22 protein-coding genes are annotated in these 19,305 nt (G+C 64.6%); 6 read left to right on the top strand and 16 right to left on the bottom strand.

The genetic code is table 11. The features are described from left to right. Positions 1-192 precede the first annotated feature (192 nt). From ACFSM0_RS17505 to ACFSM0_RS17495, 3 genes are read right to left on the bottom strand one after another with little or no spacing between them, the layout of a single operon-like run. Positions 193-1,314: a M20 family metallopeptidase gene (locus tag ACFSM0_RS17505; RefSeq protein WP_377393603.1), complete on the bottom strand. Its 1,122-nt coding sequence runs from the start codon at positions 1,312-1,314 to the stop codon at positions 193-195. Positions 1,315-1,367: 53 nt separating this feature from the next. Beyond that, positions 1,368-2,015, bottom strand: a complete 648-nt coding sequence (locus ACFSM0_RS17500; protein ID WP_377393600.1) for a TenA family protein — start codon at positions 2,013-2,015, stop codon at positions 1,368-1,370. After that, positions 2,008-2,850 carry a BtpA/SgcQ family protein gene (locus ACFSM0_RS17495; protein WP_377393597.1) on the bottom strand — a complete coding sequence of 281 codons (843 nt, stop codon included), beginning with the start codon at positions 2,848-2,850 and terminating at the stop codon, positions 2,008-2,010. The genes ACFSM0_RS17500 and ACFSM0_RS17495 overlap by 8 nt, the downstream gene beginning before the upstream one ends. A gap of 30 nt (positions 2,851-2,880) precedes the next feature. On the opposite strand from ACFSM0_RS17495, the gene ACFSM0_RS17490 reads away from it, so the two are divergent. After that, entirely contained in the window at positions 2,881-3,759 is an 879-nt protein-coding gene (locus ACFSM0_RS17490; protein WP_377393594.1) for a PfkB family carbohydrate kinase, read from the top strand. 53 nt (positions 3,760-3,812) lie between these two features. Here the strand turns inward: ACFSM0_RS17490 and ACFSM0_RS17485 are convergent, their stop codons facing one another. The 10 genes from ACFSM0_RS17485 to ACFSM0_RS17440 all read right to left on the bottom strand — a co-directional run bounded on the left by ACFSM0_RS17485 (position 3,813) and on the right by ACFSM0_RS17440 (position 12,806). Beyond that, the gene (locus ACFSM0_RS17485) at positions 3,813-4,574 is read right to left on the bottom strand and encodes a glutamine amidotransferase (RefSeq protein ID WP_377393591.1); all 762 of its coding nucleotides are present in this window, start codon (positions 4,572-4,574) and stop codon (positions 3,813-3,815) included. A 21-nt stretch (positions 4,575-4,595) separates the two neighbouring features. Continuing rightward, positions 4,596-5,660: a phosphotriesterase family protein gene (locus tag ACFSM0_RS17480; RefSeq protein WP_377393588.1), complete on the bottom strand. Its 1,065-nt coding sequence runs from the start codon at positions 5,658-5,660 to the stop codon at positions 4,596-4,598. Next, complete coding sequence (locus tag ACFSM0_RS17475) at positions 5,657-6,661, bottom strand: ABC transporter permease (protein ID WP_377393586.1); 1,005 nt, start codon at positions 6,659-6,661, stop codon at positions 5,657-5,659. Before ACFSM0_RS17475 ends, ACFSM0_RS17480 begins: the two co-directional genes overlap by 4 nt. Continuing rightward, complete coding sequence (locus ACFSM0_RS17470) at positions 6,661-7,374, bottom strand: ATP-binding cassette domain-containing protein (RefSeq protein WP_377393584.1); 714 nt, start codon at positions 7,372-7,374, stop codon at positions 6,661-6,663. The genes ACFSM0_RS17475 and ACFSM0_RS17470 overlap by 1 nt, the downstream gene beginning before the upstream one ends. Before the next feature lie 68 nt (positions 7,375-7,442). Continuing rightward, positions 7,443-8,372, bottom strand: coding sequence for a substrate-binding domain-containing protein (locus ACFSM0_RS17465; RefSeq protein ID WP_377393581.1), 930 nt, complete (start codon positions 8,370-8,372; stop codon positions 7,443-7,445). Positions 8,373-8,398: 26 nt separating this feature from the next. After that, positions 8,399-9,412 (bottom strand): LacI family DNA-binding transcriptional regulator, encoded by a 1,014-nt coding sequence (locus ACFSM0_RS17460; RefSeq protein WP_377393578.1) that lies wholly within the window; start codon positions 9,410-9,412, stop codon positions 8,399-8,401. Between the two features lie 520 nt (positions 9,413-9,932). After that, a complete protein-coding gene (locus ACFSM0_RS17455) occupies positions 9,933-10,328 on the bottom strand; it encodes a (R)-mandelonitrile lyase (protein WP_377393575.1) in 396 nt (131 codons plus the stop codon). Between the two features lie 26 nt (positions 10,329-10,354). Next, the gene (locus ACFSM0_RS17450; protein ID WP_377393572.1) at positions 10,355-10,993 is read right to left on the bottom strand and encodes an NADPH-dependent F420 reductase; all 639 of its coding nucleotides are present in this window, start codon (positions 10,991-10,993) and stop codon (positions 10,355-10,357) included. Between the two features lie 9 nt (positions 10,994-11,002). Continuing rightward, a complete protein-coding gene (locus tag ACFSM0_RS17445; RefSeq protein WP_377393569.1) occupies positions 11,003-11,764 on the bottom strand; it encodes a carboxymuconolactone decarboxylase family protein in 762 nt (253 codons plus the stop codon). A gap of 112 nt (positions 11,765-11,876) precedes the next feature. After that, complete coding sequence (locus ACFSM0_RS17440; protein ID WP_377393566.1) at positions 11,877-12,806, bottom strand: LysR family transcriptional regulator; 930 nt, start codon at positions 12,804-12,806, stop codon at positions 11,877-11,879. 217 nt (positions 12,807-13,023) lie between these two features. Here ACFSM0_RS17440 and ACFSM0_RS17435 point away from each other — a divergent pair, with 217 nt between their 5' ends. Both ACFSM0_RS17435 and ACFSM0_RS17430 read left to right on the top strand, forming a co-directional pair. Continuing rightward, positions 13,024-14,226, top strand: coding sequence for an NAD(P)-dependent alcohol dehydrogenase (locus ACFSM0_RS17435; protein ID WP_377393563.1), 1,203 nt, complete (start codon positions 13,024-13,026; stop codon positions 14,224-14,226). Between the two features lie 58 nt (positions 14,227-14,284). Beyond that, positions 14,285-14,734, top strand: coding sequence for a cyclophilin-like fold protein (locus ACFSM0_RS17430; RefSeq protein WP_377393560.1), 450 nt, complete (start codon positions 14,285-14,287; stop codon positions 14,732-14,734). Between the two features lie 67 nt (positions 14,735-14,801). On the opposite strand, the gene ACFSM0_RS17425 is transcribed toward ACFSM0_RS17430, so the two are convergent. Then, the gene (locus ACFSM0_RS17425; RefSeq protein WP_377393557.1) at positions 14,802-15,260 is read right to left on the bottom strand and encodes a (R)-mandelonitrile lyase; all 459 of its coding nucleotides are present in this window, start codon (positions 15,258-15,260) and stop codon (positions 14,802-14,804) included. Between the two features lie 270 nt (positions 15,261-15,530). Next, a complete protein-coding gene (locus ACFSM0_RS17420; RefSeq protein ID WP_377393554.1) occupies positions 15,531-16,259 on the bottom strand; it encodes an SDR family NAD(P)-dependent oxidoreductase in 729 nt (242 codons plus the stop codon). Positions 16,260-16,407: 148 nt separating this feature from the next. Here ACFSM0_RS17420 and soxR point away from each other — a divergent pair, with 148 nt between their 5' ends. The 3 genes from soxR (at position 16,408) to ACFSM0_RS17405 (ending at position 18,349) form a co-directional block, all read left to right on the top strand. Then, on the top strand, positions 16,408-16,908 hold the full coding sequence (gene soxR / locus ACFSM0_RS17415) for a redox-sensitive transcriptional activator SoxR (RefSeq protein ID WP_377393551.1): 501 nt from the start codon (positions 16,408-16,410) through the stop codon (positions 16,906-16,908). Between the two features lie 117 nt (positions 16,909-17,025). Further along, positions 17,026-17,883 (top strand): aldo/keto reductase, encoded by an 858-nt coding sequence (locus ACFSM0_RS17410; protein WP_377393548.1) that lies wholly within the window; start codon positions 17,026-17,028, stop codon positions 17,881-17,883. A gap of 52 nt (positions 17,884-17,935) precedes the next feature. Next, positions 17,936-18,349 (top strand): ArsC/Spx/MgsR family protein, encoded by a 414-nt coding sequence (locus ACFSM0_RS17405; protein WP_377393545.1) that lies wholly within the window; start codon positions 17,936-17,938, stop codon positions 18,347-18,349. Between the two features lie 15 nt (positions 18,350-18,364). On the opposite strand, the gene cobA is transcribed toward ACFSM0_RS17405, so the two are convergent. Next, complete coding sequence (cobA, locus tag ACFSM0_RS17400; protein ID WP_377393542.1) at positions 18,365-19,297, bottom strand: uroporphyrinogen-III C-methyltransferase; 933 nt, start codon at positions 19,295-19,297, stop codon at positions 18,365-18,367. Positions 19,298-19,305: the final 8 nt, after the last annotated feature.

The following is a 19,305-nucleotide window of genomic DNA, read 5'->3' as shown; positions in this document are numbered from 1 at the left end:
CCCAGATCAAGCACCCCGCTCGCTTCGAGATCACCAAGACCGCCGCCGCGTCGAGGCCAAGGTCGAGGCCAAGATGCCCCTGTGAAACTGCCGGGGCGGCGCCGCATCGCATGACCGCTTGCCGAGCTTCCGCGCGGTATCGCTCTCCCGGAGACCGTGAGACAGGCCGGGCCGGGAAAGGGGCGCGTCAGCTCAAAAGCTGATTTGCGCGCTCTGCCCATCCCATTGCGTGATTGCCGTCGCATAAATCGCCCGCGCGGCGATCAGGCGGTCGATCGACACAAACTCATCGGTCTGGTGCGCGAGCGCGGGATCGCCCGGACCCAGGATCATCGTGGGAACGTCGCCCAGAACCGGTGTGAAGATCGAGGCATCGGTGAAATAGCTCACCACCGTGGGGCTGGTGTCCACCCCGGCGATGCGCGCGGCATGGCTGGCCAGCGCCGCCATCCAGGGATGCGCAGGTTCCGTCCAGACCGCGGGCAGATCAATGATCCGCTCGATATTGATCTCCGGCCCCAGCCGGCCCGCCACGAGCGCATGCAGATCGTCATGCGTGACGCCGGGAACCGAACGCAGATCCAGCGTTGCAGTGCAAAGGTCCGGCACGGAATTGGTGTTCAGCCCGCCCGCAATCGTGCCGAGGTTCAGCGTCGGCGGCCCCATCACCGCATGGGTCGGGCCAAGGCAGAGCCCTTCCAGACGGGTCAGCGCATGGGCCATCTTCATCACCGCATTCACCCCGTGATGCGGCATCGCGCCATGGGCCGTTTTGCCCGTTGCGGTGAGGCGCAGCCACAGCGCGCCCTTATGCCCCTGCACCGGGCGGTTCAGCGTCGATTCCGCCACGATCATTGCGCCGATCTTTGGCAGAGGCGCCGCGGCCATGGCACGGGCCCCCTCGGCGCCGGTTTCCTCGCCCGCGGTGAGCAGGATAACAATCCCGCCCGGCGGCAGCTTGGCCTCGAGCGCCGCCAGCAAAAAGGCCGCGACGCCGCCTTTCATGTCGGAGGTGCCCCGGCCATGGATGCAGCCCTCAGCCACCACCGCTTCATGCGGATCATGCCGCCACGGCTGCGCCCCCAGGGGCACCGTGTCCAGATGACCCGAAAAGGCGAGCGCGGAGCGCCCCGGCTCAAGCCCCTTGCTGGCCAGGAGGTTGCATCGCCCAGCCCCGAACGGCGTCAGCCGGCAGTCGAACCCGGCCTCCCGCAACAGGTCCGCGCAACAGGCCATGGCCTCGGCTTCACGCCCCGGCGGATTCACCGTGTCAAAGGCCACAAGGCGGCGGGTCAGTTCAACGATGTCGATCATGCTCATCCCCCGGGTTCGTTTGAAAAAGGGGCGGTCGAGCCGCCCCCCCGTGCCTAGTCCAGATAGGCCGCAGAATGAAAATCGATCTCGAGCTGCTGCACATGGCCAAAGACGCGCACGGCCTCGTCTTTCTGCGCCGCGCTCATGTCTTGCGACAGCCGGTCGATGCGGTCGCGCAGCCATTGCGCCTGGGCCGCAAAGCCCGGTGCGGCATGCATCGCCACCCAGTCATGCACCATCGGATCGCTCATCTTGTGCGCCATGCCCGCCGAGCACCACGTCCAATACATCCATTCGGCGGCAAACATCGCGGTGATGATCGCGGTGAAATCGCCATCGCGCGCAATCGCCAGCATCCCCTCGCGGAAGGCCGCCACCCGCGGCTCTGCCTGAAGCGCCGGATCCGGCGCAATGCCGCGCGCGGCAAAGGCGTTCTCGAAATAGGGCATCTGCTCATTGGCGAGCGCGTCGAGCGAGGCAATCAGCTTGCGCCGGTCCCCCATGTCGGAGGTTTTCGCCACCGCATAGCCAAAGATTGCAATCGCGGTTTCCACGAAAGCCCCCTCGATCAGCAGATAGCGGTCGAACACCGCCTTGGGCAGCGTGTCGGCGGCAATGTCCCGCGTGAAGCGGTGAGCCACCATCGCATTGAAAACCAGCTCATTTTCGCGCAGGATACGGTCACTGAGACGTTCAGACATCATGGCGTTCCTTGGCGGCGGCAACGAAGGATTTGACCCGCGCCGGATCGACCGGGTTCCACCACACGCCGCCTTCCTTGAGCGAGGAGGCGACGATCACGCCATTGGTGCGATCCAGGATCATGCCAATGTTCTCTTCGGTGACACCCGAGCCCACCAGCAACGGCAGATGGGTCGCGGCGCCGATCTCCTCGATCTCCTCGACCGTTGCCGAGTTGCCGGTGCGCTGGCCGGTGGCGATGATCGCATCCGCATCGAAAAATGCCAGATCGCGGGTCAATTCGCCAATCGTGCGGTCCGCCACAATCGCATGGGCGCCGTGCTTGACATGGCTGTCGGTGAAGATCTTCACCCGCTCGGCGCGCAAAAGCGCGCGGTAGCGCATCGCCTCGGCCGCGCGGCCTTCCATGAAGCCCTCGTTGGCGACATAGGCATTGGCCCATTGATTGACGCGAATGAACTGCGCCCCCCCCGCCACGGCTGTGGCCAGCGCCGGAAGCGGCGCGTTGGCAAGCACGTTGATGCCAAGTGGCACGCCAAAGGCCGTGCGCAGACGATCGGTCACGACCGCCATCATGGCCGGGGTCTCCGGGCCGATATCCTCGGGCTTGGAAAACGGCACATCGCCGTGGTTTTCGACGATCAAGCCGTGCAGCCCGCCCTCGATCAGCCGTTCGGCATCGCGCATGCAAGCGTCGTAGATCGCGTCGACCGTCTCGCCGCGGTAGCGCGGCGCCCCCGGGAAGGCGGGGCAATGGATCATCCCGATCAAGGCCTTGTCCCGCCCGAAGATCTCACTTATCGCACCACCTGTGCGGTCAGAGATGAGTTGCATGATTTACCTTTCACGAAGTGAGAATGAGAGATGAAGGCCTACGTCATCGGCAATGCCGCGCTCGACGAAACGCTTGCGATCGATCGGTTCGTGCAGCCCGATGCCTCGGTTTTCGGGCGCCCTCTGTCGCGCGATCTGGGCGGCAAGGGCACCAATCAGGCGATTGCGCTGGCGCGCACCGGGGTGCTGTGTCGGCTGTTTGCGGCCGTCGGCCGCGATGCACGGGGGCAGGAAATCGCCACGCGCTTGCAGGCCGAGCCGGTGCTGGCGGAGTTGATCGCGCAAGACAGTGTTTCCACCGATGCCTCGACCATCCTGATGGCGGCGACGGGCGAGAATGCGATCATCACCACCCGCGAGGCCGCCGAGGCTTTTTCCCCCGAACAGGCACGCGCTGCGCTGGCGGGGGCCGAGGCGGGTGATTTGCTGGTGATGCAGGGCAATCTGAGCGGGGAGACCACGCTGGCCGCGCTGCGCGCGGCCAAGGCGCGCGGCATGACCACCGCCTTCAACCCCTCGCCGCTGCAAGATTACTTCGCAAGCCTCTGGCCGCATGTCGATATTGCCTATGTCAACGAAGGCGAGGCCGCCGCTTTGGGTGGCGTGGCCGCGCTGCATGGGCAGGGCGTGACGCAGGTGGTGCTGACCCTTGGCGGCGACGGCGCTCGGCTGATCACGGCGCAACAGAGCCTGCATGTGCCCGCACATCCCTGCAAGGTGGTCGATACCACCGGTGCGGGCGATTGTTTCATGGCGGTCTCGCTCGGATCGGCGGCGCTGCGCGGCACCGATCTGGATGCCCGCGCGCTGGCCCATGGTGCCGCGGCCGCCGCCCATACCGTGGCGCGCGCAGGCACCGTCAGCGCGTTCCCGACCGTGGCCGAAATGCGCGCCCTCCTTGCCGGTTGAGCCTTGCGCGTGGCGGGGGCAGATCGCCCCGCCACGCCCGTTCAAGACTCTGCTCACCGCGCGACAAGCCAGCCGAGAACATTGAGCCAAAGCTGCTTGTAACCGGCCCAGTCGCAAAACGCCGGCGAAAGCCAGTGCGGGCCGATGTCCGAGGTCCAGGCCGCCGTGCGCCCCTGGCCAAAGCTGCCGGTGACCAGAAGCGGATGGCCGCCCTGCTCCTCGGGCAGGCGGGCGAGCACGTTGCTGCCCGCCTTGGCTTCGACTTCGTTCACGCCAAGGATCGGCGGCCAGGCACCTTCGATGCCCTTGAAAATCGCGTTCTCGGGCGCAAGCACCTCCGCCACGGCCCCTTCCGGGATCTCGACACGGTCATCCCACGGATGGCAGGTCACGGGCAGCACATCCTCGACCGGGGTGCGGCGCCAACGTGCCTTTCCATCGATCCCCTGAAACGAGAAATAGCCCCCCATCATGATCAGGTTGCCCCCTTGCGCCACCCAATCCTTCAGCAGCCGCAGCCGGTTCGGACGGCATTGCGAGCGCAGCCAGACATCGGGCGGCAGCAGGAAGGTGTTGGCACCGATGTCGGACAGGATGATGATGTCATAGGCCTTGAGCCCCTCCATCTCGAAGGGGAACCCTTCCGCCGCCTCGTGGGCCGTCATGTAATCCACCTCGAACGCGGTGCCCTTGAGCGCCTTGAGAAGCGGATCGGCGCCGGTGTGGAAATGCACCGAACCGAATTGGTCGAAGCCCTTGTAGTGGGTTTCGGAAGTGGTCCAGCTTTCGCCGACCAGCAGAACTTTGAAGGCCATGTTGGGTCCTTTTGGCAATAATCAGAAAGTGGCGTCAAAGACCCGGCGCGGGTTCGACACCATCAACACGTCGCGCATCGCCGGGTCGAGCCCGTGGCGCAGAAGGCGCGGCAGGAAGTGGCGCGACACGAAGCCGTAGCCATTGCCGCCGTAGCGCGTGAGCATCATCTTGACGAAGACATCGTGCGACAGAAGGATCTTGTCGCCAAAGCCGCCGTTGATCAGGTTCAGGATCGCGCGCGCGACCTCGTCATCGGAGGGGCATTGCACGTTCTGATCGGCATAGAAGAAATCCATCCCGATCATGTCGAACTCCAGGTAGGCGCCGCGTTGGGCAAGCGTGGCCTGATAGATCGGGTCCATATGCGAGGGGTTCATGTGGCACAGCACGCAATGGTTCAGATCGCCCCCCTCTTCCTCGACGATGTCGAGCACCCTGTGGGCAAGCCGGAACCAGCCGGGCAGGTGGACCATCAACGGCAGCCCGGTGCGGGCCTGCGCGCGCGCCGCGCCGCGCAGTGAGGTTTCCTCAAGCGGCGTGAAATCGGAAGAAACGCCGATTTCGCCGATCAGGCCGATTTTCGCATCGGTGCCATCGGTGCCGATGAGCGCCTCCGCCACGATCTCGTCGGCGATGGCATCGGCCGAAAGGCCGCGCGCCGCCTGCGGGATCGAGCCCTCAAGGTAATAGCCCGCGCCCATCACGATGTTGACGCCCGAACCCTTGGCGATGTGGCGCAGTTTTCTCGGGTCCCGCCCGATGCCGCGGCAGGTCGGGTCCACCACCGAACGCCCGCCCACCGCAGTGAAGGGTTTCAGTTCCGCAATCGCAAGATCGGGGTCATCGAGCGTTATATTGTGCTTGTTGACGAAGGGGTCCTGCCGCAACTCGCCCAATATCTCGATTGACACCTTGGCATCGGCCAGATGGCTGCGCTCGGGCTCCTTGGGCGGGTTCCACCAGCAGGAACAATCGTTTTGCAGATGCTCGTGCATCAGCGTGTGGCCCAGCTCTGCGCTCGGGATGGGGCCATTGACCGTCATCACGAGCCCGGAGCCGACATGCGCCTCGGAACGTTCACTCATGCCTTTTTCCTTTTGCCGAACCGCCAGTTCCGTTCGAACAGGCGCGTGTTCATCCAGATCGCGATCAAGATGATCGTGCCGGTGACGATTTGCGTGAAGAAGGGCGAGATATGCAGCAAGATCAGCCCGTTGCCGATCACGGCAATGGTCATCGTGCCGAGCACGGTGCCAAACATCGAGGCCTTGCCGCCCAGAAGCGAGGTGCCGCCCAGAACCACCGCCGCAATCACCTGCAACTCAAATCCCTGCGCCGCGTTTGACGAGCCAGAGCCCAGACGCGCGGCAATCAGGATCGCCGCAACACCGCAGGCGATCCCCGCCACCATGTAGACCGAGGCGAGCACCTTGAGCGCGGGCATGCCCACCCGGCGCGCCGCCTCCATGTTGGAGCCGACGGCAATGACCTGACGGCCATATTGCGTGCGCAGCATCACGACAAAGCCGGCGATGGCGATCAATATCGCGATCAGCGCGGGCACCGGCAATCCGAAGATTTCCCCCCGGCCCAGCCAGAAAAAGCCATCTGCATCGCGGATCGGGATCGAGTAGCCCTCGGTCAGGTAAAGCGCCGCACCGCGCAGGATCGACAACCCGGCCAGCGTCACGATGAAGGCCGGAATGCCCTGATACGCGATGAACCAGCCCTGAATGCCGCCGATCACCGCGCCCATGATCAGCATCAGCACGATCGCCAGCGGCCAGGGCAGCCCCATCGCCATCAGCACCGCCGCCGTCGCATTGATCAGCGCCACCATCGAGCCGACCGACAGGTCGATCCCCCCGGTGGTGATGACCAATGTCATCGCGACCGCCACCACCATGATCGGCGCGGCCTGACGCACGATATTGAGCAGGTTGCCCATGTTGAGGAACGTCGGTGTCAGCACGCCAAAAAACAGCACGCAGAGCGCGAAGAAGGTCGCAATCGACAGAACCTGAGCGTGATCGCCAATGAAATCGGCCAGTTTGGAGCCGGCCTGACGCTCTGTGTAGGCAACCATCAATGGCCTCCTTTGCCGACGATCAGGTCGACCAGTTCTTGCAAATTCGTCTTGTCGATCTCGCGTTCCGCGATTTTCGTGCCCTCATACATCACCGCGATCCGGTCGCAGACACGGAATAGATCCTGCATCCGGTGGGTGACCAGCACCACGGCGACGCCGCGCGCCTTGACACGGTTGATCAGCGCCAGAACCGCCTCGACCTCGGCCACGGCAAGCGCCGAGGTGGGCTCGTCCATGATCAGCACTTTCGGATTGAAGCTGGCGGCACGCGCAATCGCAATCGCCTGCCGCTGCCCGCCCGAGAGCTTTTCGACCCTGGCGGTCAGCCGCGGAATGCGGATCTCGAGCGCGGCCAGCATCTTTTCGGCCTCTTCGAGCATGCGCTTTTGGTCGAGGAACGGGCCACGCTTGAGTTCGCGCCCCAGAAACAGGTTGCCCACCACATCGACATGGTTGCACAGCGCCAGATCCTGATAGACCATCTCGATATGCAGATCACGCGCCGCGGAGGGCGTGGCAAAGCGCACCGGCTTGCCGTCCATGGTGATCTGGCCACCATCGGGCACATAGGTGCCGGAAATCACCTTCGACAGCGTCGATTTCCCGGCCGCGTTATCGCCGATCAGGCCCAGACATTCGCCCGGGCGAATATCCAGATCGACCCCGCGCAGCGCCTGATGCGAGCCGAAGGTCTTCTCTATTCCACGCAACGACAAGATCGGAGCGGGAGTCGAGAGGGGGGCATCCCCCCTCCCTTGCTGATTCACATCCGCCATGCTCATTTAAACAGCGACCGGAAGTCGTCCACGTTGTCTTTCGTCACGATGGTGACCGGCACCGCGATTTTCGGCTCGACTGTCTGGCCGTTCGAGATGGCCAGAAGCGCCTCGACCGCCGCCGCGCCCATCGCCGCCGGGTCTTGCTGCACGACGCCCTTGAGATACCCCGCATCGATCGCATCAATCGCCTGCGCGGTCAGATCCCAGCCATAAAGCGCGATGTCCGATTGCTTGCCCTGGCTTTCCACGGCCGCGAGCGCGCCCATCAGCGCCGGCTCGCCGGTGGCATAGATCGCGTTCAGATCCGGGTTGGCGGTGATGAGGTTTTCCGCCGCACCGAGCGCCACATCCTGAATGTTCTGCCCGTCGACCGTGTCCGCGAGGGTGACATCGGCGCCCAGCGCTTCCTTGAAGCCGTCCATCCGCACGTTCTGGATGTAGGAGTTCAGGGCACCGACGATCCCGAGCTTGCTCGGCCCGGTCTGGTTGGTCCCATAGAACGCGGCCAGATCGGCCCCGGCCTTGGCGTTGTCCACGCCGATTTGCGCCTTTTGCGGCCCTTCGGGCAGGATCGCGTCGATCGCGACCACCGGGATCCCTGCCGCATCGGCCTGTTTCACCGCCGGCATGATGCCGTTGACATCGATCGCCACGACGGCAATCCCGTCGACGTGCTCCTGAATATAGGTCTCGACCGCCGAGTTTTGCGCCGAGGAATCGTTGTTGGCATTGAAGATCACCAGCTTCACGCCGGCTTTTTCGGCCGCTTCCTGCGCGCCACGGTTCATTTCGTTGAAGAACAGCGCCTGCTGATTGATCTGCACCAGCGCAAGGGTCTTGGTCTCTTGCGCCACGGCAGGCAGGGCAGCGCACAGGCTGGCGGTGGCCAACAAGGCAGCGAAACCGCGACGGGTCAAGGGAGACAGCATGGGTAGTCCTCTCTGTTGGATCGGTGTCAGGATGACATCGGCGGGGCCACCGAAGCCCGCTCGATGAGGGTGACCGGCAGCAGCACCTCTGACGGGGGCTTGTTGCCGTCCGCGGCCCGCTCCAGCAAAAGCGCAAGCGCACTTTTGCCCAGGTCACGAACCGGTTGCCGCACGGCGGTGATCGCCGGCGCAAACAGATGCAGCGGGCCGACATCGTCGAACCCCACAACGGAAACCTCTTCGGGCACGCGAATGCCCGAGGTCTGCAAAACTTCCATCAGGCCGATCATCAACTCGTCAGAGGTTGCAAAAATGGCGCTGGGGCGCTGATCGACCGGAGATTCCAGAAAGCGACGGGCCGCGGCGCGCCCGGTTTCAAGCGTATAGGTGCCCTGATGGCGCAAGATCCGCACCTGCGGCCCCGCCACCTCATGCAATCCCCGCATAAAACCGGCATGGCGGCGCTCGCCCGAGATCATCTCTTCGCCGCCGCCGATCAGCATCAGATGGCGGTGCCCGGCCTCGGCCAGATGCCGCCCGGCCAGGTAGCCGCCCTGCTCGTTGTCGGAAAACACCTTGGGCAGATCGGTGCCCGAGACATCTTCATCGACGATGATGCAATTGCCTGCCGCCTGCAGTCGCCGCCCCAATTCGCCATCATCGGCATGGTTGGTGATGAAGATCAGCCCGTCGGCATGACCGCGCGCGACCGTGTCGATATAGGACAGTTCCCGGTCGCGGCGGTTCAGCGTGGCGTGCAACGACAGCGACAAGCCGCGTGCATCTGCTTCGGCCTCCACCGCCGCCACGAAAGTGGCAAAGAAGGGCGAGGAAATATCGGGCACGATCAGTGCGATGGTATCTGACCGCCCAAGGCTGAGGCGGCGCGCATGCGGATTGGGGCGATAGTCCAGATCGCGGATCGCGGCGCGGATCTGGTCTGCCGTGCGCAGCGGCAGATCGAGGGAGCCGTTAAGGAAGCGCGACACGGTCGTCTTCGACACGCCCGCCGCATTCGCCACATCCTGCAAGGTTGCCAAGACTCTCTCCCCGCCGCAAAACCAAAGGTAAAGCGGTTTAGTAAACTGGTTTACTTGATTAGCAACGCGATTCCCGGCCCTTGTAAAGGGCAAATCTGTCGCAGGATGCGCCCCCGAGCCAAACGATGAAAAATAGAGCGCCGGATATGAAAAAGACATCGCCGACGAATCGCGGTGCGGCGGCCCCGCGCGTTTCGCGCCCCCCCCCCGCGCTTCATGCCGCCATGCGGACGCAGACACCGGGCTCCTCGGCTGGCCACATATGAGGAGGATCAGAGAACCGTCCGGGGGCCGGTTGTCCCGAGAACAGCTTCGGACGTTCCATTCGTGCAGCCGTCAGCCAGCAAAGAGTGCTCAACGAACAGGTCTCCTTTGGGGAGCCTGAATCTCGCCAATGGCTCGACTTGAATAGGGCTGGAGCATGGCTTGGCCCGCTGCCTGTAAACCGGCAGCGGGCCATGGAAAATAATCCGGGGCAGGTCGGCGGTGCGATCTTGCCGCACCGCCTTTGGGGACTGGCTCAGCCGTTGTAATCCGCGTCAGCCACTTTTTCGAGCCAGGTCACCGGGGAGCCGTTGATGCTTTCCTGAATCGCGATATGGCTCATCGCGGTTTCTGCGGATGCGCCGTGCCAGTGCTTTTCACCAGCCGGGAACCAGACGACATCGCCCGCGGTCACTTCTTCCACCGGGCCGCCTTCGCGTTGCACACGGCCGCGCCCGAAGGTGATCAGGATCGTCTGGCCCGCCGGATGGGTATGCCATGCGGTGCGCGCGCCGGGCTCAAAGGTGACATGGCTGCCGCTGGTGCGGCCGGGCTCTTCCGCGACAAACAGCATGTCGACGCGGACGGTGCCGGTGAACCAGTCTTCGGGGCCTTTCATCGAATGGGTTTCGCCGGAGCGGATGATTTTCATGGGAGGGGTCCTTTCGGTTGGTGCGCTCAAGGGCGCAGTTTTTCAAAACGGTAGGTCAACGCAGGGCCGCCGGGCTGCTCATAGGCGAGTTCGGCGGTGATCATTGCGAAGGGCTCGACAAAGCGTGCGCTGCGCAACCCGCCCGCAGGGCAGGGCGCAAAGCCGATGTCACGAATGAGGGTCTGGGCGATCTCCAGCGCGCCTGCATCCGCGCCATAGACCAGAAGCTGTGGCGGATCTTCCTGCCCCTTGCAGGCAAAGACAGATGCAAGGCATTCGGACGGCGAGGTGTTGAAACACCCGACCCAGTGCGCCGCGGGGCGCAGCCGGGCAAGTTCTTCCGCGCCCGAAGTGGTGGGGCCGAGCACCAGCGTGGTGTCGGTTTCATCCAGTGGCACGCAGCAGTTGAGCACGACCTTGCCCGCAAGATCGCCCGCCTGTGCGAGCACATCGGGCACGCGGCTCCAGTGCACCGCAAGCAGCAGCACATCCGATTGCGCGACGACCTCCGCCACGGTGCCGGTTGCGCCGCCCGTTTCCCGGGCGAGCGCGGTGAGTGTGTCGAGGCTGCGCGCATAGGCAAAGCGGATCTCGTGACCGCAGCGCGCCCAAAGGCGGCCCAATTGGCCCCCCATTCGCCCCGCGCCGAGAATACCGATCTGCATGATGCGTCCTCAGTTGTTGCGGCTTTCAAACACGGCCTTGGCCACCGGCAGTGCCGAGAACACTTTGGGCCAACCCGCATAAAAAGCCAGATGCGAAAGCATTGCGCCCGCCTCTTCCTGCGTCAGGCCGTTGTCCATGGCGCGGTTGAGGTGAAAGGTCATCTGCTCGGGCTGGCCCGCGGCGATCAGCGCGGCCACGGTGATCATCGAGCGGTCGCGCGGCGCAAGGCCGGGGCGCAGCCAGAGATCCTTGAACAGGATGTCGCGCGTCGTGTCGACCACGCCGGGGGAGACAGAGCCGAAGGTGCTTGAGACGAAGGCGTCGCGCGTGGCCTCGGCCTTCTCGTCGATCGGCAGCAGTTCGGGGTGGGCGGGGGGCAGCATGTCGGCGGTGATGCCACGCGCGTCATAAACCGGCGCCATCGCCTCGGTCGCGGCAATCGCATTGCCCCAGCCGGTATAAAAGGCGAGATGGGTGATCGTTTCCGAAAGTTCGGCCGGCGTCACCCCCGCCTCGAGCGCAAGCTCGCCATGGCGCGCCAGCGTGTCGATTTCGTGCCGGGTCATGAGCGCGGCAAAGGTGACAAGCGCCCGATCTCGAACCGACAATTCCTTGCCGTTCCAGACCGAGCCAAGCAAATCATCGGTTGCATAGGCCTGCAGCGCCGGAGCAACGCGGCCAAGGCTTTCCGGTTGGGTGCGCGAGAGCGCCTCGGCCGAGGCGCCGGTGGCAAAAAGCGCCAGGGCGGATGCGGCAAGGGTGGTTTTCATCAGGGCCTCCATCGGGTCTTTGTTACCCTGCGTCATGTGGCCCTTTGCATCCCGAGTTTAATGGCAAAAACGATCACCTCACTCATGAGCGCCACTCATGGAACCAAGGGCCTCACGCGCGTTCGCGCAGCGCCTCCAGCACCGCGGTGAACGCCGAAGACGGGCGCTGGCGGCTCGGGTAGTAAAGATAGAACCCCGGAAAGGCCGGGGAATAGTCTTCAAGGCAGGCGCGCAGCGCGCCGCTTTGCAGATGCGGTTCGACCATCCGGTCTGGCAGGCAGGCGAGCCCATGCCCTTCAAGGGCCGCGCGCATCACCGGGACCACGGTGTTGAAGCAGCACTGACCGCGCACCTTTACCCGGATCTCGTTGCCGTCCTTGTCCTCGAACTCCCAAGCGTAAAGCGCACCATGCGTGGAGAGGCGCAGGTTGATGCACTCATGTGCCGAGAGATCCTGCGGCGCATCCGGCACCCCGGCGCGCTCGTAATACTCGGGCGCAGCCACGCACAGCATCCGCTCATCCGGGCCGATCCGCGTGGCGATCATGCCATCGCTCACCGCCTCGCCATAGCGCACCCCGGCATCGCATTGCGCAGAGGCGAGGTCGGTGAAGCCGTAATCCATCACCAGTTCAAGGTTGATCGACGGGTATTTCTTCAGAAGCGGGGAGAGCTTGGGCCAGAGCACCGTGTCGATGGCATAGTCGACCGCAACGATGCGCACCGTGCCGGTGGGCTGGTCACGGTTGTCGTTGAGTGCGCGCAGCCGCGCCTCGATGGTTTCGAAGCAGGGGTTGATCGTCGCCAGAAGGTCTTCCCCTTCGAGCGTGGGCGCGACCGAGCGGGTGGTGCGTGTCAAAAGCCTGAGCCCGAGCCGCGACTCAAGCGCCTTGATCGTATGGCTCAGCGCCGATTGCGACACGTTGAGCCGCGCCGCCGCCCGGGTAAAACTGCGTTCCTCGGCGACGGTGGCCAGAGCGATCAGGTCGTTGATGTTTTCGCGCAGCATGGCGGGGGGATCGTTCGTTTGAGGGGCGGGCATCACTGGTGCTCCTTGCAATATATGCGCGCCTTTCATGAAGTCCACGCATTGATTTTGGGTGCGGCGGGCATCCTAGCGCGGGCGCGATCCAGTCTTAATGGGGGCGATGCCGCAGACATTGATGAGTGCCGCTCATGGGTGGCGTGTCCTGCGGCACGGTTGTCGTGCCCGCTTTTCTTGCCATGTTGAGGCAATCGAAAACGAGGAGCTTTCCCGGATGTGCCAATCCTGCAATGACAAAATCGAACTGTTGACCCGCGAAGGCGAAGATCGGCGCGCCTTCCTGCGCGCAGGTGCCGCGCTTGCGGCCGCGCCGCTCGCGGGGGCCGCGCTGGCAAGCCCCGCCGCCGCACAAGAGAGCACCGCCAACCTCGCTGCCTCCGAAGTGCAGGCCTGGGCCACCAATGACACGAGCGGCACCTTCGCGCCGCAAATGATCAAGCGCCGCGCCGCAGGCCCGAAAGATGTGGTGATCGAGATCATGTATGCCTCGATCTGCCATTCCGACATTCACACCGCGCATGGCGACTGGGGGATGCCGACCTTCCCGTTGGTGCCGGGCCACGAAATGGTGGGCCGCGTTGTCGGCGTTGGTTCGGAAGTGATCAAGTTCCGTGAGGGCGATTACGCGGGCGTCGGCTGCATGGTCGACAGCTGCGGCGAATGCGCGAACTGCCTTGCGGACCGCGAGCAAAACTGCCTGAACGGCACCACCTTCACCTATAACTCCGAAGACAAGGTCTCGGGTGGCGTCACCTATGGCGGCTACTCGAAAAAGGTCGTCGTCACCGAAGATTTCGCGCTGCGCATCCCGCCGGGGGTCGACCTTGCCGGGTTCGCGCCGCTTCTGTGCGCGGGCATCACCACCTTCTCGCCGATCAACCACTGGGATCTGAAACCGGGTGAGCGCTTTGGCGTGATCGGCATGGGCGGGCTCGGCCATATGGCGGTGAAACTCGCCGTGGCGAAGGGCGCAGAGGTTGTGGTTTTCACCACCACTGAAGAAAAAATCGCCGATGCGAAAGCCTTTGGTGCGAAAGAGGCCTACCTCTGGACCGACGAAGAGGCGATGAAGAAAAACATGGGCAGCTTTGACCTGATGGTCTCGACGGTGCCCGTGGCCTACCCGATGCAGCCGTTCCTGAACCTGCTCAAGCTCGACAAGACGCTCGTCAACGTGGGCGCGCTGTTCCCGATCGAGGGCGCGCAGGGCATGCCGATGGGCTTTGGCCGTCAAAGCCTCGCGGGCTCCATGATCGGCGGCATCGCCGAAACGCAGGCGGTGATCGACTTTGCGGCGCATCACGGGATTGCGGCCTCTTATGAGCTGATCACCCCGGATCAAATCACCGAGGCTTTCGTGAAAGTGGTGAACAAAGAAGCCCGTTACCGCTATGTGATCGACATGACCAAGGCCTGACCGGCCCGGCCGGGGCGGGCCTTGTCCGCCCCGGCCTGATAACGAGAAAGGGGCCGCCATGCATCGTCGCGCCTTCGTGTCGCTTGCGCTTGGAGCGCTCGGGCTGGCCGGGCCGGTGCGGGCCGAGACCTCCGCTTCCGAGAAAGAGACCAAAATGACCAGGATTCGTGTGATCCTCCCCGATACCACGCTGACGGCAACGCTCGACGATACCGCCGCCGGGCGCGATTTTGCCGCCCTTTTGCCGCTCGATCTGACGCTTGGGGATTACCACGGCATCGAGAAAATCTCGGATCTGCCGCGCAAGCTCGACACCACCGGCGCGCCGCGCGCCTACAAGCCCGAAACCGGCGACATCACGCTTTATGCGCCCTGGGGCAATCTTGCGATTTTCCTCAAACCGTTTTCAAGCTCGGCCGGGCTGGTGCGGCTGGGTGCCTTTGAGGGCCCGATCACGGCGCTGCAGCGCTCGGGCGGGCTGCCGGCGCGGTTTGAACGGATCGACTGAGCGCGCGGTCCTCACCGCATGAAAAAGCCGGGATGTTCGCATCCCGGCTTTTCCGTTTGGGGAAGGGTCACTCCGCGGCGTATTCCGCGTCGGTCACATGCTCGCCCCAGGTCACGTTTTTGCCGTCCACCGCCTGCTGGAAGGCGAAATGGGTCATCGAGGTGGTGTCGGTCGCGCCATGCCAATGCTCGACGCCGGGCGGGCACCAGACCACGTCACCCGCCTGCACAACCTGTTTGGGCTGGCCACGCTCCTGCACCCAGCCGGTGCCCGAGAGGATCACCAGTTTCTGGCCCGCCGGATGGGTATGCCAAGCCGCCCGTGCGCCGGGGAAGAAGGTCACTTCACCCGCGCTCACATCGCCCATCTCGGGGCCAAAGACCGGGGCAACGAGCACGGTGCCGGTGAAGAAATCGGGCGAGCCAAGCGCACCTGCGCGGCTTTCGGCCGGGGTCACCGTCATCTCCTGCGCGAAGGCGACAGGGGCGGCAATGAGCAGGGCGAGGGTCGCGAGGGGAAGTTTCATCTGGAAGATCTCCTTGGAACGTCGAGCGGCCGGAGCCGGCAGCCGTATAGGTTCGGCTGCATTGAGTGAGATAGTCCGGGGTGCGCGTGAGAGAATGCTCCGTGCCGGGATGCATTCATGAGCAGATTTCACGAAACGCAGGCGCACTCATGCCGGGTGCGCATGTTGCGAAAATGCGCGAGGGGGTGTGCGTAAAAAAGGGGGCGCATGAAAAGGGGGGGCGCATGGGCTGCGCCCCCCCACAGGTCCGGCAGGGCAGTGCCGGGCCTGTTACCAGGGCAGGGCGCCCTGATCGTTGTAGAAGCCGCCGGTCGGGCCGTCGTTCTCCAGCAGCGCCATTTGCAATATCACCACCGCGGCTTGCTCCACGGTGCGGTCGGGCATGAAGTTTGTTGCCGCCGTCGCCGTATAGCCCGGGCAGATGGCGTTGACCTTGATCCCTTTCGGCGCCAGCGCCAGCGCATAGCCGACCGTGAGGGCATTCACCGCCGCCTTCGAGGCGGCATAAATCGGCATCACCTTGTCGTGGTGCTCCCAGGCCGGATCATGGCGCAGCCCGAACGAGGCCAGTTCCGATGACACATTGACGATCCGTGCCGCCGCGCTTTTTTCCAGAAGCGGCAGCATCGCCTCGGTCAGGCGCAGCCCGCCCACCACGTTGATCGCAAGCGTTGCCTCCATCTTCTCGACGGGGCTCATGCCGGGCACGTAATCAAGCCCGACGCCGGCGTTGTTCACCAAAATGTCGATATGGCCGTAATCATCGGCGAGCTTCTCGGCGAGGGCCGCCACGCTTTGCGGGTCCGTCACATCGAGTTGCACCGCCGTCACCGATCCCCCCGCGGCGCGCAGCGGGGCCGCCGTGGCTTCGCCCGCGGCGAGATCGCGCGCGCCCAAAAGCACATGCACGCCAGCTTTGGCGAGCCCCGCGACCACCGCCGCCCCGATGCCGCGGTTGGCGCCACTGACCAGCGCAATCTTTTCAATCTTGTCGGACATTCCCTGTCTGCTCCGTGTCTTGCGTGACGGGGAGCAGCCCCGGCCCGCCAATCCACCCCGATCCGGCAAGCGTCCGGGGGGCTTGCACCCACAAGCCGACATGCGGTATAAAACCTCATGTTAAGATGAGGTCAAGCGGGGAATGCCTGTGCAGCACGCGACAAATGCGCCCGGGGGGCGGCGGGAACCTGCCGCGGTGCTCAGTGTCGGGCAGGTGGCACACCGGGCAGGCGTCACCGTGGCGACGCTGCATTTTTACGAGAAGAAGGGGTTGATTGCGGCTTTGCGCAGTTCCGGCAACCAGCGCCGCTATGCGCGCGACGTGCTGCGCCGGATCGCGATCATCCGCGTGGCGCAGGATCTGGGCTTTTCGCTGGCGGAGATCGCGGCTTTGCTGCGCCCCTTTCCGCCCGACAAGACCCCCGATGTGCATGAGGTGCGCGCGATGGTGGCAGGTTGGAAGGCGGCGCTGCAGGCGCGTATCGACGGGCTGACAGAGCTGCGCGACACGCTCGACGGCTGCATCGGTTGCGGCTGCCTCTCGAAGGAGATCTGCCCTCTGCGCAACCCCTCTGACACGCTCGCAACGGAGGGCAAGGGGGCGGTGCTGCTCAAGGCAGGTCGGCGGATTGATGAGGCTCATTCATGAGAACTAGCCATTAGAGTGAGATTATCCTCCAACGGAGGCCGCACTATATCCGCACCAGACGGGTAGACTGCCCAACGGACATGGCTCCCCGGAGCCGCAAGCACAGGAGGCATAACGATGCTGAAAGAAACCATGATCCTGCCCAACGGCGTTGCGATCCCCAAGCTCGCGCTGGGCACCTGGATGATCGAGGATGACAAGGCCGCCGAAGCTGTGAAAGCCGCGATCGCGCTCGGCTATCGCCATATCGACACGGCGCAGGCCTATGGCAATGAACGCGGTGTGGGCGAAGGCGTGCGCACCTGCGGCGTGCCGCGCGAAGAGATTTTCGTGCAGACCAAGCTGGCTGCCGAGATCAAGGATTACGAGGGCGCGAAAGCCGCGATCGAAGGCTCGCTGAAAACTCTCGGGCTCGATTACATCGACCTGATGATCATTCACAGCCCGCAGCCCTGGGGCGATTGGGCGGTTGAGGACCGCTTCTTCGAGGGCAACCTCGCGGCCTGGAAAGCGTTGGAAGAAGCGCTCGCGGCGGGCAAGCTGCGCGCCATCGGCGTGTCGAACTTCCAGAAAGCCGACATCGACAACCTGGTCGACAATGCCACTGTCAAGCCGATGATCAACCAGGTGCTGGCGCATGTTGGCAACACCCCGTTCGAGCTGATCGAGTACAGCAAGTCCAAGGGCATGCTGGTGGAGGCCTATTCGCCGATCGCCCATGGCAAGATCCTCGACAACCCGGACATCGGCGCAATGGCCGCGAAATACGGCGTGACCGTGCCGCAGCTTTGCATCCGCTATGTGCTGCAACTCGACTGCCTCGTGCTGCCGAAGACCTCGAAGCCCGAGCGCATGAAGTCGAATGCCGAGGTGGATTTCGAGATCTCCGCCGCGGATATGGATGTGCTCAAGGCGATCAACGCGAAAGACTACGGCGACGCGAGCGTTTTCCCGGTTTACAGCGGCAAGGTTTGATCGGCGCCCCGATTGCGCCTATCCTGCGGCGGAACCGTTGAAAGGACCGCGCATGGCTGAGGTGATCTTTTGGGAAAAGCCCGGCTGTGTCGGCAACGGACGGCAGAAGGCAGCGCTGCGGCAGGCCGGTCACGTGCTCGAGGTGCGTGATCTGCTCACCGCGCCCTGGACCGCAGAGACCCTGCGCCCCTTTTTCGGGGCGCGCCCCGTGGCGCAGTGGTTCAATGCCGCTGCGCCACGCATTCGTTCGGGCGAGGTTCGGCCCGATGCACTTTCCGAGGCGGAGGCGATGGCCGTGTTGCTTGCCGAGCCGCTGTTGATCCGCCGCCCCCTGATGCAGGTGGGCGCGGAGCAACGCGCCGGGTTTGAGCCTGATGCCGTCGATGCCTGGATCGGGCTGGCGCCAGAGGGGCTGCGGCCGGACGATGCCTGCCCGCGCAAGGTTGACCCCGAGGCACCAGCCTGAGCGCTGCCAAGGGCCTCAGCGCGCTGCGTGCTGAGGCTCCGCGACGGCGGGAAGGCGCGCGCGCTCCGACACGTGCCCCTTGGTGTGCCGGATCAGGATGATCGCCGGATTGGCGATGTTCTCGCGCCGGATCGTGGCGGAAAGATCGGCCAGCACGCTGGTGGCAATGCGCTGGCGCGGCGTGGAAATTTCGCTCACGATCTCGACCTCTGCCGTGCCGGGCACACCGGCCTGCAGCAAATTCGCCTCAATGATTGGGGCCTGTTTCACCCCCATGTAAAGCGCGAGCGTGGTGCCCGGGACCATGCTGGCCCCCCAATCCGGGTTGGGCGCGCCCGGGCGGCAGGTGCCGGTGGCAAACACCACCCTGTCGGTCGCGCCGCGCTCGCTGAGCGCGCGCCCGAGGGCCGCCCCGGCAGCAGAGGCCGCCGTCACGCCCGGCACAATCTCCACCGCAATATTGTGCGTCCGGGCCGCTGCCAATTCCTCGGTGGCGCGCCCGAAAAGGCCCGGGGCCCCACTCTTGAGCCGCACCACGCGCTGCCCGCGCAAGGCCGCCGCCACGATCACGGCATCGATGCGCTGTTGCGGCCAGTCATGCGCGCCCACGGCCTTGCCAACATAGATCTTTTCGGCCTCGGGGCGGGCGAGCGCGAGCATCTGCGGGTCGACGAGCCGATCGTAAAAGATCACATCGGCCTCCTGCAGGCGCTGCAGGGCGCGGATCGTGAGCAGATCGCAGGCGCCGGGGCCCGCGCCGACAAGCGCGATCGTGCCCTGCGTCACGGCACCGTTGCGCGGTTCGTTCTGTGCGGATTTTGCGCGTGCCGCCGCGCTGGGCGGGGCGATGAAGCTCTGGATCTGGCGCAGGCCCGCCTCTGCCACCCGCAACAGGGCGAGACCCAAGGTGCGCTCGCCCAAAGGCCGGAACAGGAGGAAGGATCTCATCGCAGGGC

It is taken from the genome of Rhodobacter lacus (assembly GCF_042683065.1).
In the GTDB taxonomy this organism is placed as follows: Bacteria; Pseudomonadota; Alphaproteobacteria; order Rhodobacterales; family Rhodobacteraceae; genus Rhodobacter; species Rhodobacter lacus.
This window is presented reverse-complemented; position numbering and strand designations above follow the sequence as displayed.

What these genes read in the sequence shown, in the direction of transcription:
- ACFSM0_RS17505 (WP_377393603.1), bottom strand. Translation starts at nt 1,314, where the DNA reads ATGATCGACATCGTTGAACTGACCCGCCGCCTTGTGGCCTTTGACACG.
- ACFSM0_RS17500 (WP_377393600.1), bottom strand. Translation starts at nt 2,015, where the DNA reads ATGTCTGAACGTCTCAGTGACCGTATCCTGCGCGAAAATGAGCTGGTT.
- ACFSM0_RS17495 (WP_377393597.1), bottom strand. Translation starts at nt 2,850, where the DNA reads ATGCAACTCATCTCTGACCGCACAGGTGGTGCGATAAGTGAGATCTTC.
- ACFSM0_RS17490 (WP_377393594.1), top strand. Translation starts at nt 2,881, where the DNA reads ATGAAGGCCTACGTCATCGGCAATGCCGCGCTCGACGAAACGCTTGCG.
- ACFSM0_RS17485 (WP_377393591.1), bottom strand. Translation starts at nt 4,574, where the DNA reads ATGGCCTTCAAAGTTCTGCTGGTCGGCGAAAGCTGGACCACTTCCGAA.
- ACFSM0_RS17480 (WP_377393588.1), bottom strand. Translation starts at nt 5,660, where the DNA reads ATGAGTGAACGTTCCGAGGCGCATGTCGGCTCCGGGCTCGTGATGACG.
- ACFSM0_RS17475 (WP_377393586.1), bottom strand. Translation starts at nt 6,661, where the DNA reads ATGGTTGCCTACACAGAGCGTCAGGCCGGCTCCAAACTGGCCGATTTC.
- ACFSM0_RS17465 (WP_377393581.1), bottom strand. Translation starts at nt 8,372, where the DNA reads ATGCTGTCTCCCTTGACCCGTCGCGGTTTCGCTGCCTTGTTGGCCACC.
- ACFSM0_RS17455 (WP_377393575.1), bottom strand. Translation starts at nt 10,328, where the DNA reads ATGAAAATCATCCGCTCCGGCGAAACCCATTCGATGAAAGGCCCCGAA.
- ACFSM0_RS17450 (WP_377393572.1), bottom strand. Translation starts at nt 10,993, where the DNA reads ATGCAGATCGGTATTCTCGGCGCGGGGCGAATGGGGGGCCAATTGGGC.
- ACFSM0_RS17445 (WP_377393569.1), bottom strand. Translation starts at nt 11,764, where the DNA reads ATGAAAACCACCCTTGCCGCATCCGCCCTGGCGCTTTTTGCCACCGGC.
- ACFSM0_RS17440 (WP_377393566.1), bottom strand. Translation starts at nt 12,806, where the DNA reads ATGCCCGCCCCTCAAACGAACGATCCCCCCGCCATGCTGCGCGAAAAC.
- ACFSM0_RS17435 (WP_377393563.1), top strand. Translation starts at nt 13,024, where the DNA reads ATGTGCCAATCCTGCAATGACAAAATCGAACTGTTGACCCGCGAAGGC.
- ACFSM0_RS17430 (WP_377393560.1), top strand. Translation starts at nt 14,285, where the DNA reads ATGCATCGTCGCGCCTTCGTGTCGCTTGCGCTTGGAGCGCTCGGGCTG.
- ACFSM0_RS17425 (WP_377393557.1), bottom strand. Translation starts at nt 15,260, where the DNA reads ATGAAACTTCCCCTCGCGACCCTCGCCCTGCTCATTGCCGCCCCTGTC.
- ACFSM0_RS17420 (WP_377393554.1), bottom strand. Translation starts at nt 16,259, where the DNA reads ATGTCCGACAAGATTGAAAAGATTGCGCTGGTCAGTGGCGCCAACCGC.
- ACFSM0_RS17410 (WP_377393548.1), top strand. Translation starts at nt 17,026, where the DNA reads ATGCTGAAAGAAACCATGATCCTGCCCAACGGCGTTGCGATCCCCAAG.
- ACFSM0_RS17405 (WP_377393545.1), top strand. Translation starts at nt 17,936, where the DNA reads ATGGCTGAGGTGATCTTTTGGGAAAAGCCCGGCTGTGTCGGCAACGGA.
- cobA (WP_377393542.1), bottom strand. Translation starts at nt 19,297, where the DNA reads ATGAGATCCTTCCTCCTGTTCCGGCCTTTGGGCGAGCGCACCTTGGGT.